This window comes from Microbacterium sp. PM5 (genome assembly GCF_003293595.1).
GTDB lineage: Bacteria > Actinomycetota > Actinomycetes > Actinomycetales > Microbacteriaceae > Microbacterium.
The window spans coordinates 3,060,479-3,077,654 of record NZ_CP022162.1; the positions used below are offsets into that span (position 1 = coordinate 3,060,479).

16 protein-coding genes are annotated in these 17,176 nt (G+C 70.1%); 12 read left to right on the top strand and 4 right to left on the bottom strand.

Going from position 1 to position 17,176, the window contains the following annotated elements; translation table 11 throughout:
• Positions 1-48: 48 nt before the first annotated feature.
• The 9 genes from CEP17_RS14460 to miaA all read left to right on the top strand — a co-directional run bounded on the left by CEP17_RS14460 (position 49) and on the right by miaA (position 9,282).
• Complete coding sequence (locus CEP17_RS14460) at positions 49-2,742, top strand: DNA translocase FtsK (protein ID WP_112932729.1); 2,694 nt, start codon at positions 49-51, stop codon at positions 2,740-2,742.
• A gap of 49 nt (positions 2,743-2,791) precedes the next feature.
• Entirely contained in the window at positions 2,792-3,382 is a 591-nt protein-coding gene (pgsA, locus tag CEP17_RS14465) for a CDP-diacylglycerol--glycerol-3-phosphate 3-phosphatidyltransferase (protein WP_112932730.1), read from the top strand.
• Entirely contained in the window at positions 3,379-3,951 is a 573-nt protein-coding gene (locus CEP17_RS14470) for a CinA family protein (protein WP_036287237.1), read from the top strand. The genes pgsA and CEP17_RS14470 overlap by 4 nt, the downstream gene beginning before the upstream one ends.
• A gap of 168 nt (positions 3,952-4,119) precedes the next feature.
• Complete coding sequence (locus tag CEP17_RS14475; protein WP_005048854.1) at positions 4,120-4,440, top strand: helix-turn-helix transcriptional regulator; 321 nt, start codon at positions 4,120-4,122, stop codon at positions 4,438-4,440.
• A 1-nt stretch (position 4,441) separates the two neighbouring features.
• Positions 4,442-4,666, top strand: a complete 225-nt coding sequence (locus tag CEP17_RS14480; protein ID WP_036287224.1) for a DUF3046 domain-containing protein — start codon at positions 4,442-4,444, stop codon at positions 4,664-4,666.
• Between the two features lie 266 nt (positions 4,667-4,932).
• Positions 4,933-5,988, top strand: coding sequence for a recombinase RecA (gene recA / locus CEP17_RS14485; protein ID WP_112932731.1), 1,056 nt, complete (start codon positions 4,933-4,935; stop codon positions 5,986-5,988).
• Positions 5,989-6,176: 188 nt separating this feature from the next.
• Positions 6,177-6,749 carry a regulatory protein RecX gene (locus tag CEP17_RS14490; RefSeq protein WP_239498543.1) on the top strand — a complete coding sequence of 191 codons (573 nt, stop codon included), beginning with the start codon at positions 6,177-6,179 and terminating at the stop codon, positions 6,747-6,749.
• Between the two features lie 65 nt (positions 6,750-6,814).
• Positions 6,815-8,371, top strand: coding sequence for a tRNA (N6-isopentenyl adenosine(37)-C2)-methylthiotransferase MiaB (miaB, locus tag CEP17_RS14495; RefSeq protein ID WP_112932733.1), 1,557 nt, complete (start codon positions 6,815-6,817; stop codon positions 8,369-8,371).
• A complete protein-coding gene (miaA, locus tag CEP17_RS14500) occupies positions 8,368-9,282 on the top strand; it encodes a tRNA (adenosine(37)-N6)-dimethylallyltransferase MiaA (protein WP_112932990.1) in 915 nt (304 codons plus the stop codon). Before miaB ends, miaA begins: the two co-directional genes overlap by 4 nt.
• A 46-nt stretch (positions 9,283-9,328) precedes the next feature.
• Here the strand turns inward: miaA and CEP17_RS14505 are convergent, their stop codons facing one another.
• The gene (locus tag CEP17_RS14505) at positions 9,329-9,784 is read right to left on the bottom strand and encodes an ASCH domain-containing protein (RefSeq protein WP_051039695.1); all 456 of its coding nucleotides are present in this window, start codon (positions 9,782-9,784) and stop codon (positions 9,329-9,331) included.
• A 129-nt stretch (positions 9,785-9,913) separates the two neighbouring features.
• On the opposite strand from CEP17_RS14505, the gene dapF reads away from it, so the two are divergent.
• Positions 9,914-10,777 carry a diaminopimelate epimerase gene (gene dapF / locus CEP17_RS14510; protein WP_036322049.1) on the top strand — a complete coding sequence of 288 codons (864 nt, stop codon included), beginning with the start codon at positions 9,914-9,916 and terminating at the stop codon, positions 10,775-10,777.
• A 98-nt stretch (positions 10,778-10,875) separates the two neighbouring features.
• Here the strand turns inward: dapF and CEP17_RS14515 are convergent, their stop codons facing one another.
• Entirely contained in the window at positions 10,876-11,517 is a 642-nt protein-coding gene (locus tag CEP17_RS14515; protein ID WP_112932734.1) for a methyltransferase, read from the bottom strand.
• Positions 11,518-11,586: 69 nt separating this feature from the next.
• Here CEP17_RS14515 and hflX point away from each other — a divergent pair, with 69 nt between their 5' ends.
• Positions 11,587-13,110, top strand: coding sequence for a GTPase HflX (gene hflX, locus CEP17_RS14520; protein WP_112932735.1), 1,524 nt, complete (start codon positions 11,587-11,589; stop codon positions 13,108-13,110).
• Here the strand turns inward: hflX and CEP17_RS14525 are convergent.
• Positions 13,098-15,032 (bottom strand): prolyl oligopeptidase family serine peptidase, encoded by a 1,935-nt coding sequence (locus CEP17_RS14525; RefSeq protein WP_112932736.1) that lies wholly within the window; start codon positions 15,030-15,032, stop codon positions 13,098-13,100. The two genes, hflX and CEP17_RS14525, sit on opposite strands and share 13 nt — an antisense overlap.
• Positions 15,033-15,181: 149 nt before the next feature.
• On the opposite strand from CEP17_RS14525, the gene CEP17_RS14530 reads away from it, so the two are divergent.
• On the top strand, positions 15,182-16,159 hold the full coding sequence (locus CEP17_RS14530; protein WP_112932737.1) for a methylenetetrahydrofolate reductase: 978 nt from the start codon (positions 15,182-15,184) through the stop codon (positions 16,157-16,159).
• Positions 16,160-16,166: 7 nt separating this feature from the next.
• On the opposite strand, the gene CEP17_RS14535 is transcribed toward CEP17_RS14530, so the two are convergent.
• Positions 16,167-17,174, bottom strand: coding sequence for a hypothetical protein (locus CEP17_RS14535; protein WP_112932738.1), 1,008 nt, complete (start codon positions 17,172-17,174; stop codon positions 16,167-16,169).
• Positions 17,175-17,176: the final 2 nt, after the last annotated feature.

Genomic DNA, 17,176 nt, shown 5'->3' on the forward strand with positions numbered 1-17,176 from the left:
GCCGCGTCAATCCGCGGATCCGGGGACCTCTGCGCCTACCGTGGAGTAATGGCACGATCCACGAGCACGCCCACGAACGCCCGCGCGTCCGCGAAGGGCTCATCGACCCGTGCCCGCAAGCCCGCGCCGGCTCCCACGAAGTACGTCGACGACACCGACCGCCCGCCGCTCGCCGTCCGCGCCTGGCTCGGCGTCGCGCACGCCGTCGGCGGCATGTTCCGCGCTTTCGGCCTCGAGACGCTCGAGAAGGACCAGCGCCGCGACGGCTTCCCGTTCCTGCTCGTCGTGCTGGCCGCGCTCGGCGCCGTCAACGAGTGGTTCTTCATCGGCAACGACGCCGCGACGCAGATCAGCGCCTACACCGTGGGGCTGTTCGTCGGCCGCGTCGCCTTCATCATGCCCGTGCTCCTGCTGGTGCTGGCGGGTTGGCTGTTCCGGCACCCGCCGTCCATCCACGACAACGGGCGCATCGGCATCGGCTTCGGACTGTTCGTGCTCTCGATCGCCGGCTTCTGCCATGTTGCGGGCGGTCGGCCGCAGCCGTCGCAGGGCATGCCGGCGCTCAGCGCCGCGGGCGGTCTGTTCGGGTGGACCATCGGCGAGCCGCTGTCGCTGCTCACGCCGATCGGCGCCTACATCCTCCTGGGTGCGCTGACACTGCTGAGCATTCTCATCCTCACCAAGACCCCGCCCAACCGCATCGGCCGCCGTCTCGGAGACCTGTACGCGTGGATGTTCGGCGCCGAGCGCCCCGACGCGCCCGCGGCCGACGCACCCACGGTCGCCTTCGGCGAGACGGACGATGCCGCGGAGAAGGACCTGCCGTGGTGGCGCCGCAACAAGTTCGGCCGGGAGGAGGACGTCGACGGCCACCTGGGCTCCGATGACCTGACGGCGCTCCTGGACACCAGCGGCGACGGCGGCTTCGAGCAGGCCGTCGCGATGCCGGCGGCCGTTCCTCCGGTGCCCCCGCTGCCGGAGGCGCCGACCGAGATCATCGATCCGGCGGTGATCGCCCACGCGAAGAAGGCCGCCCGTCGTGCCGACACCGGCATCCGCGAGGACAGCGGCGAGATCATCCTCGACGACGGGATCCTCCCGGGTATCTCCGCCCTGGGCGACGACCACGATGGACAGCCGCCGCAGGCGCCCTATCGGCTTCCCTCGGTCGCCGCACTGGCCCAAGGCGACCCGCCGAAGGCGAGATCGGAGGCGAACGACCGCGTGGTCGCGGCCATCAGAGGCGTCTTCGAGCAGTTCGGTGTCGATGCGCGCGTCACGGGCTTCTCGCGCGGGCCGACGGTGACCCAGTACGAGATCTCGCTCGGCCCCGGCGTCAAGGTCGAGCGCATCACCGCGCTCACCAACAACATCGCGTACGCCGTCGCGTCGAACGAGGTGCGCATCCTCGCGCCCATCCCCGGCAAGAGCGCCATCGGTGTCGAGATCCCCAACACCGACCGTGAGATCGTCACCCTGGGCGACGTGCTCCGCTCACAGGCGGCGACCAGTCAGACGCATCCGATGACGATCGGCGTCGGCAAGGACGTCGGCGGCGGCTACGTCGTCGCGAACCTGGCCAAGATGCCCCACCTGCTTGTGGCCGGTTCCACCGGCTCGGGCAAGTCGAGTTTCGTGAACTCGATGATCACGAGCCTGCTGATGCGCGCCAAGCCCTCCGAGGTGCGCATGGTGCTCATCGACCCCAAGCGCGTCGAGCTCACGAGCTATGCCGGCGTCCCGCACCTGATCACGCCCATCATCACGAACCCGAAGAAGGCCGCGGAGGCGCTGCAGTGGGTCGTGAAGGAGATGGACATGCGGTACGACGACCTCGCGTCGTTCGGCTTCCGCCACATCGACGACTTCAATCGCGCGGTGGTCGCGGGGGAGATCAACCTCCCCGTCGGCAGTGAGCGCGTGCTCAAGCCCTACCCCTATCTGCTCGTGGTCGTGGACGAGCTCGCCGACCTCATGATGGTCGCCCCGCGCGACGTCGAGGACTCGATCGTGCGGATCACCCAGCTCGCCCGCGCCAGCGGCATCCACCTCGTGCTCGCGACGCAGCGGCCCTCCGTCGACGTGGTCACGGGTCTGATCAAGGCGAACGTGCCCTCGCGCCTGGCGTTCGCCGTCACGAGCGTCACCGATTCGCGCGTCATCCTCGACCAGCCCGGTGCCGACCGACTCATCGGTCAGGGCGACGGTCTCTTCCTGCCGATGGGTGCGTCCAAAGCGCTGCGCGTTCAAGGCGCGTGGGTGGCGGAGAGCGAGATCGAGAAGGTCGTCACGCACGTCAAGAACCAGGCTCGGCCGGAGTACCGGGCCGATGTCGCCGCGGTCGCCGAGAAGAAGGAGATCGACGCCGACATCGGTGACGACCTCGAGTTGCTGCTGGCGGCGGCCGAGCAGATCATCTCGACGCAGTTCGGCTCGACCTCGATGCTGCAGCGCAAGCTCCGCGTCGGCTTCGCGAAGGCCGGTCGTCTCATGGATCTGCTGGAGTCGCGAGAGATCGTCGGTCCCTCGGAGGGGTCGAAGGCTCGCGACGTGCTCGTCACGCCGGATCAGCTTCCCGAGGTGCTCGCCCGCCTGCGCGGCGACGACCCCCCGGCTACCCACGCGGCGCCGGCGAACGACCCGTACGGGCCGGATGCGGTCGGTGCCCAGTTCGACGGGCTTCCGGTGGTCGATGGCGACGACGGGTCCGAGGACGCGTGGAGCCTCACCGGCCGCGACTGAGCTCGCCTCGGGGCCCGTGCGGACCACCGGCCCCGAGTAGGCTCGCCTCGTGGCGATTCCCCGGCAGCTCCCCAACGCGATCACGATCGTCCGCATCCTGTGCGCGCCGGTCTTCCTCTGGATGCTCCTGGCCGATCAGGGCGGCGACGGCCCGCTGCGGTGGTGGGCAGGTGTGCTGTTCATCGTCGCGATCGCGACGGACGGTATCGACGGCTACCTGGCGCGCAAGTACGAGATCGTCACCGACCTCGGCAAGCTCCTCGACCCGATCGCAGACAAGGCTCTGACCGGCTGTGCCTTCGTTGGGCTCTCCCTCCTGGGCGAGCTCCCCTGGGCCGTCACGATCGTTGTTCTCGTCCGCGAGGTCGGCATCACCGTGCATCGCCTCATCGTCGCGAGCAGTCACGTGGTCGCCGCGGCGTGGATGGGCAAGCTGAAGACCGTCGCGCAGGCGGTCGCGCTCTCCCTCGCGCTGCTGCCGCTGTGGAACGTGGTCGGTGAGTGGGTCCACGTCGTGAACACCGCGACGATGTGGATCGCGGTGGTCCTCACGGTGGCGAGCGGCGTCGACTACGTGGTCACCGAGATCCGTGGAGCCCGAGCCGCCCGCGGCGGCACCGTGACGGGCACGCGTCGATGAGCGCCTCGTCCCGGCGTGGGGGCGCGCACGACGAACATCCGGATGCCGAGGGAGACGACCTCGAGAGCACCCTGGTCTCCGCGGGTCGTCGCAGTAGCGAGCCGGAGCGCCTCGTCGCCCGACTCGCCGACCTCGGCTGGAGCATTGCGGCGGCCGAATCGTTGACCGGGGGACTGCTCGCCGCATCCATCGTCTCGGTATCGGGAGCCTCGCGCGTCTTCCGCGGCGGGATCGTCGCCTACGCGACCGACGTGAAGGCGAGCCTTCTGGGCGTCGAGCAGCATCTGCTCGACGCGCACGGGCCGGTGCATCCCCGGGTCGCCAGCCAGATGGCGGAGGGCGTGCGCCGCGCGCTCGGACGTGACGGCGTGCCCGCCGACGTGGGCGTGGCGACGACCGGCATCGCGGGCCCGCTGTCACCGGACGGCCAGCCCGTCGGCACGGTGCATATCGCCGTCGCCACTCCGCTGGGCTCACGGGTCGAGTCCGTGCTGATCGACGGCGACCGCGCCGCCATCCGCACCGAGACGGCGGCGCGCGCCGTCCGGCTGGTGCTGGACACGCTCTGAGCCCTCAGATGACGCGGGGAATACCGCTCGTGTCGACGCCGTTACATGACAGCGATTCCCATTCATTACCCAGCACGAGAGGGCTATCGTGGCCAGCACGTGGGGTACTGTTGTCCACCCGGGCACCGATACCCGGTGGGAATCTCGAGTAGAGGAGGGGGCCCGAACATGATCCTGGTTCGTCAGGAGATCGGCGAAGTGCTTCGCGACTTCCGCCTGCAGAAGGGTCGTACCCTCCGCCAGGTCGCCGGACGCGCGAGTGTCGCCCTCGGATATCTCAGCGAGGTCGAGCGCGGTCAGAAGGAGGCCTCGAGCGAGATCCTCGCGGCGGTCGCCGAGGCGCTGGACGTTCCGATCTCGACCATCATGCGCGAGGTCGGTGACCGGCTGTCGGTGCTGGAGGGCCTGCAGGTCTTCCCCGACGTCGTTCCCGACGATCTCGCCGGGCTCGAGGACGGCCTCGTCCAGCCCGAGTTGTCGCTGCGCTGACGTGCGGCGCAGCGAGTTCACGCGAGCCGTCGCGGACGAGTTCGGCGCGCGGGCATCGAGCTTGGTCGCCGACCTCGCTCTGCCCGGTGTGGGTCACCGGACCGCAGCCGAAGCCCTCGCTGACGGCGTCGAGCCGCGCGAGATCTGGCTTGCTCTGTGCGACGAGACGGACGTCCCCGCTTCGCGGCGCCACGGCGTCGGACTGATGGAGCCGCGCCGACGCTGATCCGCGACGGACGCGCGGCGTGTCGCGTGATCGAAACTCTGTTCGATGGGCGTAGGCTCCTGCACATGAGGTGACTCGGGACGTTTGTCCACATTCGAGGCCTGTCGCCGACCGATGTCGGAGACCGTCTCTAGCGTGGACACCGTCATCACGACACCTCCGCCTTGTCGCAGCATCCTTCCCGCCGGGAGGGGGCGTGACAGCCTACAGGCGACGGAATCCCGAGGCCGGCAGCGCCGTCCACGGCAGAGCACAAGGAGCACGTCATGCCCTCACCCGCTGACCGCGAGAAGGCCCTCGAGTCGGCCCTCGCCCAGATCGACCGGCAGTTCGGAAAGGGCTCGGTCATGCGACTGGGCAGCGACGACCGTGCCCCTGTCGAAGTCATCCCCACCGGTTCGATCGCCCTCGATGTCGCTCTCGGCGTGGGAGGTCTTCCCCGCGGGCGCATCATCGAGATCTACGGTCCCGAATCCTCGGGTAAGACGACGCTCACGCTCCACGCGATCGCCAACGTGCAGCGAGCCGGCGGCATCGCCGCCTTCATCGACGCCGAACACGCGCTCGACCCCGACTACGCGCAGAAGCTCGGTGTCGACATCGATCAGCTGCTCGTGTCGCAGCCCGACACGGGGGAGCAGGCGCTGGAGATCGCCGACATGCTGGTTCGTTCGGGAGCGATCGATCTGGTCGTCATCGACTCCGTCGCTGCGCTCGTCCCCAAGGCCGAGATCGAAGGCGAGATGGGCGACTCCCACGTCGGCCTGCAGGCTCGCCTCATGTCTCAGGCGCTGCGCAAGCTGACCGGTGGTCTCAATCAGACCAACACGACCATGATCTTCATCAACCAGCTGCGTGAGAAGATCGGCGTCTTCTTCGGCTCACCCGAGACCACCGCCGGCGGAAAGGCGTTGAAGTTCTACGCCTCGGTGCGTCTCGACATCCGTCGCATCGAGACGTTGAAGGACGGCACCGACGCGGTCGGCAACCGGACGCGCGTCAAGGTCGTCAAGAACAAGATGGCGCCGCCGTTCAAGCAGGCCGAGTTCGACATCCTCTACGGCACCGGCATCTCGCGCGAAGGCTCGCTCATCGACTTCGGCGTCGAGCACACCCTCGTGAAGAAGTCCGGCGCCTGGTACACCTACGACGGTGAGCAGCTCGGTCAGGGCAAGGAGAACGCCCGCAACTTCCTGCTGAAGAACCCCGACATCGCGGCGGAGATCGAAACCAAGATCAAGCAGAAGCTGGGAATCGGTCAGCCGCGCGGCGGGGCAGAGGTCGCGCCTGCCGATGATCTGGCCGCGCGCCGACCGGCCTGATGACGACGTCGCGACACGGGGGCGAGTCCGAGCGGCTCGCCCCCGTGATCCCGCTGTTCGGCGGGGATGCCGCCGACGCACGCGTCTCCTCCGCCTCTGCGAACCAGCCACCGGATGAGGCAGGTCCGCGCGACCCGCAACCCGGGTCACCCACCGTGTTCCCTGGTCCGTCCGGGCATGAAGGCGGTGTGGGTGATCTCAGCTGGCATCCGACCTGGACGGAGGAGCCCGTCGACGCGGTGTGGGAGGACGACATCGCGACCGTCGTCGACGATGCGGAGGCCGCGCTGATCAAGCGCTTGCGAACGCGCTCCCTGTCCGAACGGGAGGCATCGCGATTCTTGCGCGAACGCGAGCTCGGCGATGCGGCGATCGACCACGTCATCGACCGCATGAGGAGCCTCGGATATCTCGACGACTCGGCACTGGCGGAGCAGCTCGTGCACAGTGGCGTGGAACGAAAGGGACAGGGGCGCGCGATGCTCGTGCAGACCTTGTCGGCCCGCGGCATCCCGCGCGAGGTCATCGACGAGGCCCTCGATGCGCTGCCTGACGATGATGCGGACCGTGCTCTCGAGTTCGCGCGGCAGAAAGCCCGGACGATGCGCGACCTCGATCGCGATACGGCGTTGCGGCGGCTGTCGGGCCAACTCGCGCGGCGCGGGTACGGTGCGAGCGCGCTGACCGCAGCGCGGCAGGCCCTCGAAGAACTCGGGCGACCGGTTCGGCGTGCGCCGGCGGGAACCGTGCGCTTCGAGTGAGCCGTTTTCCCGGTGCGCGGGGCCTCGGGTTCGTGCATGGTGACGGATCGTAGAATGAACGCATCATGACTTCTCCGTCCGCCGCCCCCACGCTGATCGCGCCCTCGGACGCCGCCGTCGCCGCCGACGGACGTGCCCGGACCTACGAGGTGCGCACCTTCGGCTGCCAGATGAACGTGCACGATTCCGAGCGACTTTCCGGCTCGTTGGAGAGCGCCGGATACGTGCGAGCGGAGGCGGGCTCCGAGGCCGATGTCGTCGTGATCAACACGTGTGCGGTGCGCGACAACGCCGCCGGCAAGCTGTACGGCACCCTCGGGCATCTGAAGAGTCGCAAGGATCGTCACGAGGGCATGCAGATCGCCGTCGGCGGCTGTATGGCTCAGATGGACAAAGAGGCCGTGCTCGAGAAGGCGCCGTGGGTCGACGTCGTCTTCGGCACCCACAACATGGGCTCGCTGCCCAGCCTCCTCGAGCGGGCGCGCCACAACGGCGATGCAGAACTGGAGATCCTCGAGGCGCTCGAGGTCTTCCCCTCGACCCTGCCGACCAAGCGCGACGCCGTGCACAGCGGCTGGGTCTCGATCTCCGTCGGATGCAACAACACCTGCACCTTCTGCATCGTGCCGAGCCTGCGCGGCAAGGAGAAGGATCGCCGCCCCGGCGACATCCTCAACGAGATCCGGCTCCTCGTCGAGGACGGCGCCGTCGAGGTCACCCTCCTGGGTCAGAACGTCAACAGCTACGGGGTCGAGTTCGGTGACCGTCAGGCGTTCGGCAAGCTGCTGCGTGCCGCCGGGCAGATCCCGGGGCTCGAGCGCATCCGCTTCACCAGTCCGCACCCGGCCGCCTTCACCGATGACGTCATCGATGCCATGGCCGAGACTCCTCAGGTCATGCCGCAGCTGCACATGCCGCTGCAGTCCGGATCCGATCGCGTCCTACGGGCGATGCGGCGTTCCTACCGCAGTGACCGCTTCCTCGGCATCCTCGAGCGGGTCCGCGACCGCATCCCGCACGCGGCGATCTCCACCGACATCATCGTCGGCTTCCCCGGTGAGACGGATGAGGATTTCGAGGACACGATGCGCGTCGTCGCGCAGGCACGGTTCGCCAGCGCCTTCACCTTCCAGTACTCGATCCGTGAGGGCACCCCCGCCGCGACGATGCCCGACCAGGTGCCGAAGGTCATGGTGCAAGAGCGGTACGAGCGGCTCATCGCCCTGCAGGAGCGCATCAGCCTCGAAGAGAACCAGGCCCAGATCGGCCGCGAGCTGCAGGTGCTGGTCTCGACCGGCGAGGGAAAGAAGGATGCCGAGACCCACCGCCTGACCGGCCGCGCCGAAGACAATCGGCTCGTCCACTTCGAGCTGCCTCGGGGTTCGGCCGTTCCGCGCCCCGGAGACGTCGTGACAGTGACCGTGACTCACGCCGCTCCGTTCCACCTGCTCGCCGATAGCCCCGACGGAGCGCCGCTGCGCATTCGGCGCACGCGCGCGGGCGATGCCTGGGATCGCACCCAGGCGGAGTCATGCGGCGTGCCGACATCCTCGGGCGTCGCGGGCGAGACGGGCGCACCCCGCGCGGTGTCGCTCGGGTTGCCGACGCTCCGCCTCGGGTGACCGGGCGTCTGTGGGGCGTCGTGGGCGCCACGGGCACGGGCAAGTCCGATCTGTCCCTGCGGCTCGCGGAAGCGCTCACCGCCCGCGGTCGCCCGGCGGAGATCGTCAACGCCGACGCCATGCAGCTGTATCGCGGGATGGACATCGGCACCGCCAAGCTGTCGGTCGCCGAGCGCCGCGGCATCCCGCACCATCTCTTCGATGTGCTCGAGGTCACGGATGAGGCCGCGGTCGCCGCGTACCAGGAAGCGGCCCGTACCGTCATCTCAGAGATCTTCCACCGCGGAGCGGACGCCATCCTCGTCGGCGGCTCGGGCCTCTACGTCTCCAGCGTCGTCTACGACTTCCGTTTCCCGCCGCACGACGACATCCTGCGCGCACAGCTGGAAGCGGATCTCGAAGAGGGCGGCCCCGGGCCGCTCCTGGAGCGTCTGCGCGCACTGGACCCGGCGACCGCCGACCGTATCGATGCGCGCAACGCTCGGCGGATCGTGCGCGCCCTCGAGGTCGCCGTGCAGGGCGACCGCGGTCACGGCGCCGTCCTGCCCGCAGATCCCGTGCTCTGGCACGTGCCGACGACCCTCATCGGTGTGGAGGTCGAGCGTGCAACCCTCGTCGCGCGCCTCGACGAGCGGGTGACCCGCATGTGGCGCGAGGGCCTTCTCACCGAAGTCGCAGCCCTCCGCGACCGCGGTCTCGAGCAGGGCGTGACGGCCAGCCGGGCCATCGGCTACGCGCAGGCGTTGGCGCACGTGGCGGGTGAGCTCGATGCGTCCGAGGCCATCGCCCAGACGCAGGCGCTCACCCGACGCTACGCGCGGCGCCAGGTGTCGTGGTTTCGCCGGTATGCCGACGTGCGCTGGGTCGCGCCCGACGTCGACGCGGTCGTCCTGGCAGCATCGGTGGCGTGAGCGAAGTCCGCACACTCACCGTGCAGCCCGAGCCGCTCCTCGTCGTTCAGTCGGCGTGCTCGGGGGGCCAGACGACGCGGAAGCGTTCGAAGACGATCTCGTCCTCCTCCGACCATTCGGCTCCGCGGGCTGCGGCGACGCGCGTCCAGTAGCGGCGGTGCTCGCGCTGCCAGCTCTCCAGCGATCCGTCGTCCTCGCCCTCGTCGGCGGCGAATGCCGCGTCGCCGCTGGTGAAAGGACCCAACCTCAGTTCGGTCGTGCGCATGATGATGCGCGGTGCGCCGGAGCTGTCGCACGCGATCCAGTGCGATCCGATGCGCGGCACGAGATCGCCCCGAGCGACGAAGTCGGCCACGAGCTCTGCCGTCGCCCGTTTCCGCCCCGACAGCACGATGTCGAGGAGTTCGTCGGCGAGCCGGGCGTTGTCACCGAAGTGCTCGACGGTGTACTCGCCCCCGGCGAGCACCGCTTCGGGCCGCGCGGCGCGGTAGGCGTCCCACATCGCGGCGGCAGCATCGCTGTCGAGGGGGAGCGCGTGAGAGGAGAGAGCGGGTTCTGTCACCCTCAGATCCTGCCACGTCGCTCGCGCGCGGCCGGCCGAGGCGCGGCCTGCAAACCGTAGACTGACCGGGTGGGAGAGTCCATCGCATTCACCAAGGGCCACGGCACCGGGAACGACTTCGTGATCGTGCCCGATGACGAGGGCGCCCTCGACCTGAGCGCCGCCCAGGTGGCGGCCCTGTGCGATCGCCGCTTCGGCATCGGCGGCGACGGCATCCTGCGCGTCGTTCGCAGCGCCCGCATCGCCGAGGGTGCGGCGAGCGGGGACGCCGAGTGGTTCATGGACTACCGCAACGCCGACGGATCCGCCGCCGAGATGTGCGGCAACGGCACGCGCGTCTTCGCGAAGTACCTGGTGGACACCGGCCGTGCCGACATCGACGCCGCACCGCTGCGCATCGGCACGCGCGCCGGCATCAAGACCTTGACGCGCAGCGACCTGGGCTTCGAGGTCGACCTCGGCGTCTTCGCCATCGACGGCGACACCGTCGTGAAGGCGCGGGGACTCGACGTCGCCCGGCCCGGTCAGGGCATCGACGTCGGCAACCCGCACGTCGTCGTGGCGCTTTCCAGCACGGCTGAGCTCGAGGAGCTCGACCTCACCGTGCAGCCGCTGCTGCATCCGGAGCCGGTCGCCGGGGCGAACGTCGAGTTCGTCGTTCCGGCCGACCCGCTCGTGAAGAACGGCGTCGGCAGCATCCGTATGCGTGTCTTCGAACGCGGTGTGGGTGAGACGCTTTCCTGCGGCACGGGTGTCGCGGCGGCGGCCCTCGCCGTTCGTCACTGGGCTGGTCCCGCGGCGCCCGATCACTGGAGCGTCGAGGTGCCCGGCGGCATCCTGGGCGTTCGCATCGTCGCCGAAGGCGACGGCGACCACGTGCTCCTGTCGGGGCCGGCGGCTCTCGTCTACTCCGGCGAGGTGCGCCTGGCCTGACGCGGCGTCGATCGCGGGGGACCCAGGGCGGGTCTGGAAACCCAGGGCGGGTCTGGAAACCCAGGGCGGGTCTGGAAACCCAGGGCGGGTCTGGAGCCTCAGGGCAGTTCGATGGCGCCGGTGCGCACCGCACCGTGACGGCGCACTTTGAGCACGCGGAAGCCGCGTCCGGTCGCCGCGCGCGTCACGGAGTATCCGTTGTCGAACGTCGCCGCCAGCCACCTCTGCAGCGAGTCGGACCCGAGGTTTCGCTGCACGACCAGCCAGGCATCGCTTCGTTCGTCCAAGCGGGGCAGCCACGTCTCCAGAAGACCGTGCAACTCGTTCTTGCCGACGCGGATGGGCGGATTGGAGCGGATGCTGCGGAAGCGGACGTCGTCCGGAACATCCTCGGGACGCACAGCGTTGATGTTGCCGACACCCCATTCCTGCGCGTTTCGGCGCACCAGGTCGAGGGCGCGATCGTTGACGTCCACCGCCCACACCGTGGCATGGGGCGACTGCACGGCGATGCTGAGCGCGATCGGCCCCCAGCCGCAGCCGAGGTCGAGCAGGTGGCCGCCCGGTGGCGGCGGCGGAGTATTCGCGAGCAGCACCGCCGTCCCGCCGTCGACGTGGTCGGGGCTGAACACCCCGCCCGCGGTCGTGACCTCGCCGCTGCGCCCGCCGAGGGACACGCGGATGCGACGGAGGTTCTCGGCGCTGGACGGGGAGGCGCTGAAGTAGTGGTCACTCCCCATCCTGCGAGCGTACCGGAGCCACCCGCCCGCGCGGGAGGCTAGACTGCAAGGCTGACCTGGAAGGAATCCATGACCCACACCACCGAGACCACCGACGAGCACGGCGAAGAGACGCCGCTCGACCCGGTGGATCGCGTGCTGGCACGTGCCGAGGGCCGCTCTGGCGTGCGCGTCTTCGGTAGCGCCCAGGCGCTGCAGGATGCCGCAACCGTCGCCTCCGGTGACGCCGACGGCGATCAGTGGGATCGCGAGGAACGCGCGGCGCTGCGGCGCGTACCGGGTCTGTCCACGGAGCTCGAAGACGTCACCGAGGTCGAGTACCGCCAGCTGCGTCTGGAGAACGTCGTGCTCGTGGGCGTGTACCCCCAAGGGTCGCAGGAGGATGCCGAGAACTCGCTGCGCGAACTCGCCGCGCTCGCCGAGACGGCCGGTGCCGTCGTTCTCGACGGCGTGCTGCAGCGGCGTCCGCATCCCGACCCCGCGACCTACATCGGCCGCGGCAAGGCGGCGGAGCTGCGCGACCTCGTGGCCGCCGTCGGCGCCGACACCGTCATCGCCGACACGGAGCTCGCTCCGAGCCAGCGCCGCGCACTGGAGGACGTCGTGAAGGTGAAGGTCATCGACCGCACCACCGTGATCCTCGACATCTTCAGCCAGCACGCCAAGAGCCGCGAGGGCAAGGCCCAGGTCGAGCTCGCCCAGCTCGAGTACCTGTTGCCGCGCCTGCGTGGCTGGGGCGAGTCGATGAGCCGTCAGGCCGGTGGTCAGGTGGGTGCCGGCGGCGCCGGCATGGGCTCACGCGGGCCGGGTGAGACGAAGATCGAGCTCGATCGCCGCCGCATCCGCACCAAGATGGCCCAGCTGCGCAAGCAGCTGCGTGACTTCGCACCCGCCCGCGAGGCCAAGCGCAGCGAACGCAAGCGCAACACGATCCCGTCGGTCGCGATCGCCGGCTACACGAACGCCGGCAAGTCCAGCCTGCTCAACCGGCTCACGAGCGCCGGTGTGCTCGTCGAGAACGCGCTGTTCGCGACCCTGGACGCGACCGTACGTCGCGCCGAAGCGGCCGACGGTCGCGTCTACACCCTGACGGACACGGTCGGGTTCGTGCGCAATCTGCCTCATCAGCTCGTCGAGGCCTTCCGGTCGACGCTGGAAGAGGTCGGCGACGCCGACGTGCTGGTTCACGTCGTGGACGGCTCCCACCCCGACCCCGCCGCGCAGCTCGCGACCGTGCGCGACGTGATGGGCGACGTGGGTGCGCGCTCGACGCGCGAGATCGTCGTCTTCAACAAAGCCGATCTCGTCGACGACGACACCAGACTCGTGCTGCGCGGGCTCGAGCCCTCCGCGCTGTTCGTGTCGTCGCGCACGGGGGAGGGTATCGCGCAGCTGCGCACCGTCATCGAGGACGCCCTCCCGCTGCCGGCGGTCGAAGTGCGCGCGCTCGTGCCGTACGACCGCGGGGACCTCATCAACGCCGTGCACGAGTCCGGCCACATCCTCTCGACCGCTCACGAAGAGGGCGGCACCGCGGTGCACGCCCACGTCTCCGAGCGACTCGCGGCGGAGCTGGCGCCCTACGCGCTCTGACGTGGTGAGGAGCCTGCCAGGTCTATCGGCGGCACGCCGGGCGTCGTGAACCCGAACACCTGGCCGAGGAACGCGAGCTCGCTCTGCAGCGCGTGCACGACCGCCTCGGCGCCGCGGAACCCGTGCCCTTCGCCCTCGTAGAGCACATAGGCGTGCGGGATATGACGGGCCGCGAGCGCGTCGCGGATCGCTTCGGCCTGCGATGGCGGCACGACGGCATCGTCTGCGCCCTGCAGCAGCAGCACCGGCACCTGGAAGCCGTCGATGTGCGTCAACGGGGAGCGCTGGATGTAGAGCTCCTCGGCCTCGGGTAGCGCTCCGATGAGCCCATCGAGATACCGGGACTCGAAATCGTGGGTATCGGCGGCCAGGGTGCGGGCGTCGCCCACGCCGTAGCGGGAGATGCCTGCGCCGAAAACGTCGGTGCGGGCCAGCGCGGCGAGCACGGTCCAGCCACCGGCTGATCCGCCCTTGATCGCGAGGCGCGCGGGGTCGGCCGCGCCCGTGGCGGCCAGGCCCGTGGCGGATGCCGCGACATCTGCGATGTCGACGACGCCCCATTGGCCGCGCAGCCGCTCACGGTATGCGCGGCCGTACCCCGTCGAGCCCCCGTAGTTCACCTCCAGCACCCCGATGCCGCGACTCGTGAAGAACAGCGTCTTCGCGTCGGCGACGCCGCCCTCGTGGCCGGTCGGCCCGCCGTGCACCAGCACGAGGTACGGCGGGCGTTCCGTCTCGGGTGCCGCCACCCGCGGATGTCGCGGGGGATGCACGAACGCGTGCACCGTGCCCGTCGGGCCTTCGAGCGAGAACGGGCGTGTGTCGGGAAGCCACGCATCGAGATCCTCGCCGTCGACCTCTGCACGCTGCCCGATCACCAGATCGACGCGCATCGTCGCGGCCTCCTCATCGATCTCCACGAGCCAGATCCCGCTCATGCCCGGCGCCAGCCCGGAGATCAGCGCCCGACGCCCCACGACCGCTTCGACGCAGAGCGATGCCGTGGCAGGCAGAGGGATCACGGTCTCGGTGCCCGCGGCGGTGCGCCAGACGAGTTCGTCGGAGCCGTTGGTGCGGACAGCGATCACCCCGCCGTCGGAGGTCACCCCGAACCAGCGGCTGCCGAGCGACCACAGCGGGCCTCCCGTGTCTGCATCGGCCGGCGCGAAAGGTGTCCGCGGCAGATCGGCATCGAGGCGCAGTCTCCAGAGGTTCCATCGGCCGGTCGCGTCGTCCAGGTAGAGCAGGTCGTCCTCGTCACACCACTCGGGCTGGAGCGCTGCCGTGCTGCCGTCGGTCACGTCGGTCCACTCGACCACGGCGCCGTCCTCCAGGCGACCGACACGCAGTCTCGTGCGGTCCCAGGGCATGTCGGGGTGATTCCAGGCCACCCACGCGAGACGGTCGCCGCGCGGCGACAGTGCGGGCTGAGCAACGAAGTCGCTGCCCGCGACGAGATCGCTCGCTCCCTCACCCTGCAGGTCGATGCGCACGATCGCCCGTTCACGGCCCGCCCGTTCGCGGATGGCCAGCAGTATGCCGCCGGACGCGCGAAGCCCGCCGTAGCGGACGTCCGCGTCGTTCGTCAGGCGACGCGGCTCCGAGCCGGGTTCGCGCACCCACACCTGCTGGTCTCGCCGTTCGACGAAGAACAGTCGGCCGGCCTCGTCGACCGCCCAGGATCCCCCGCCGTACTCGTGCACGCCGGATCTGGCGTTCCACGGCGCCGGCAGGACGGGGTGCACCCTTTCGGTGGCATCGCGCCGGAACACCGCGGTGCGGCCGGCCTCGTCGGCCACCGTCTGCGCCCACCACACCTCGTCGCCGACGAGCGCGGCACCGTCGATGCGGGGTGACGACGCGGAAGCCCACGCGGCCGTGAACGGAGAGGGCCAGGATCCATAGGGGTGCACATCGACCATGCCTGCCACGCTACGCGCCTGCGTCAGTCGACGTCGCAGGACACGTCTCGTCACACGCGGGGACGGGCGGCAAGGTGGCTCTACAGTGGTGGCACCGAGGCTGCGGTACGCCGGCTGCACGACCCCGACGCGAGAGAAGGCACCGAGCGATGACGTCTCACGAACCGCACATCGCTGCTGCGCGGGCCGGCGGCGAGGCATCGCCGCAGGTTCCGTTCTCGTTCGAGATCTATCCTCCGCGCACGCTGGCGCAGTTGCCTGCGCTCCACGAGACCATCCGCGTGCTGGCCGAGGCGGGGCCGCGGTTCATCTCCGTGACGTTCGGCGCCGGAGGCTCGACCACCGATCGCTCGCTCGCCGTGCTGACGCATATCCTCCGCGAAACGCGGGTTCCCCCCGTCGCGCATGTGACATGCGTCGGCAGCAGCTATGCCGAGGCGACGACGGTCATCCGCCACTTCCTCGACGCCGGCATCACCCGCTTCCTCGCCGTGCGCGGCGACCCGCCGCTCGGCGTCGGAGAGGACGACATCGTCTTCGGCGATCTGGAGTCGGCGGCTCAGCTCGTGCAGCTCATCGGACGTGTGCACGCGGAGCGGTCGACGTACCGCGAGCGGGAGATCCCGGGCGTTCCGGGAGCGGTTCGGGTCATCGACGGCGACCGCGTCGACATCGCGGTCGCTGCGTTCCCGAACGGTCACCCGCGCTCGCGTCATCGCTACGAGGACATCGACGCGCTTCTGGCCAAGCAGGCCGCCGGGGCGACGTCAGCCATCACGCAGCTCTTCTTCCACGCCGACGAGTACCTCGACTTCGTCGCTCGTGCCCGGGCGGCCGGGGTGGTCATTCCGATCGTCCCCGGAATCATGCCGATCACCTCGCCCGGGCGCCTGCGCCGTGTGCTCGAGCTCACCGGAGACGCGCGCCCCGACTCCCTCGCCGCGGCACTGGAGTCCGCTCCGGATGCCGCGGCGCAGCGCGAGGTCGGTCTCGCCCATGCCGCCGCGCTCGCCCGGGCCGTGGTGGCTGGCGGCGCCGAGGGCGTCCACCTTTACGCCTTCAACAATCACGAGACCGTTCTGGGTGTGCTGCGCACCGCGGGGCTGATCCCTGAACGGCGCTCGTAGGGGGCATTCAGTCGGAGGACGCGGTTGCCGCCGCGCGGCGAAGCCCCCAGCGGCGCCACGCATGGCGAACCGCCACCGCCGGCGTCGATGGACCGGCGAGCCACGCGCCGGCGGCGACGGCGAGCGCGATCGCCAGAGCTACGCCGGACGCGCCGACCACCGCCGATAGCAGCTGATCGTAGATCGCGACGGCTGCGGCCGGTGTCAGCGCCGTTCCGGCGGCGGCGGTCGACACCGCCGCGCGGCCGACCGCCGCTGCGATCAGCAGTGCTCCGAGAGCCGCCGCCGCCCCGAGCGCCGCCCACCGGAGGGTGTCGACGCGTCGCCGAGCGAGCGCAATCCCGGCGAGGAACAGGATCGCGGTGGCGACCGGCATCCACCATCCCGCGTTCACGCCGAGCGCATAGCCCGTTCGGACGGCAGCGAGGGCATCCCCGGAGCCGATGATCACGACGTGGTCGACCGAGGGGATGAGCGTCGCCCACGCGACGTCACGCGCGCTCAGGCGTTCCTTCACGCCCGCCACGACGGCGCCGACCTGCACACCGAGTCCGGCATCGGTCTGCACCACGAGGCCGGCGCCATCGGCGGTTGCGGCGAGCGTCAGCGCGCGGTGAGACTGCCGAAGAACCTCGCCCCAGACCGCTGCGAAGGCGTCGGAGCGAATCGCTTCGGCGATCGCGTCGTGCACGAGAGTCTGCACGGCCGCAGCGGCGGGCGCCTGCAGTCGTCGCAGGGCGTCAGCAGCCCGATCGCCGACGCCGAGGGCGATGATGCCGTCGACGATCGAGCCGGCGAGAGCGCTCGTGTCGAGCTTCGCGTCGACGGCGTCGGTGGATGCCGCGATCACCGCGTCCTGGACGACGGCCGAGCGGGCCAGCGGCGCAAGCGTCGCGGTGAAAGCCTCTTCATCCACCAGCTGCACCCTCGCCCACACGCTCAGGATGGACAGCGGCAGGCAGACGACGGCCAGGACGACCGCGACGGCCGACACGACGGCGCGCGCCCGCGACATGC

Coding starts and splice junctions, on each gene's coding strand:
- CEP17_RS14460 (WP_112932729.1), top strand. CDS start 49: ATGGCACGATCCACGAGCACGCCCACGAACGCCCGCGCGTCCGCGAAG.
- CEP17_RS14470 (WP_036287237.1), top strand. CDS start 3,379: ATGAGCGCCTCGTCCCGGCGTGGGGGCGCGCACGACGAACATCCGGAT.
- CEP17_RS14475 (WP_005048854.1), top strand. CDS start 4,120: ATGATCCTGGTTCGTCAGGAGATCGGCGAAGTGCTTCGCGACTTCCGC.
- recA (WP_112932731.1), top strand. CDS start 4,933: ATGCCCTCACCCGCTGACCGCGAGAAGGCCCTCGAGTCGGCCCTCGCC.
- miaB (WP_112932733.1), top strand. CDS start 6,815: ATGACTTCTCCGTCCGCCGCCCCCACGCTGATCGCGCCCTCGGACGCC.
- CEP17_RS14505 (WP_051039695.1), bottom strand. CDS start 9,784: ATGTGGGACGCCTACCGCGCCGCGCGGCCCGAAGCGGTGCTCGCCGGG.
- CEP17_RS14515 (WP_112932734.1), bottom strand. CDS start 11,517: ATGGGGAGTGACCACTACTTCAGCGCCTCCCCGTCCAGCGCCGAGAAC.
- hflX (WP_112932735.1), top strand. CDS start 11,587: ATGACCCACACCACCGAGACCACCGACGAGCACGGCGAAGAGACGCCG.
- CEP17_RS14525 (WP_112932736.1), bottom strand. CDS start 15,032: ATGGTCGATGTGCACCCCTATGGATCCTGGCCCTCTCCGTTCACGGCC.
- CEP17_RS14530 (WP_112932737.1), top strand. CDS start 15,182: ATGACGTCTCACGAACCGCACATCGCTGCTGCGCGGGCCGGCGGCGAG.
- CEP17_RS14535 (WP_112932738.1), bottom strand. CDS start 17,174: ATGTCGCGGGCGCGCGCCGTCGTGTCGGCCGTCGCGGTCGTCCTGGCC.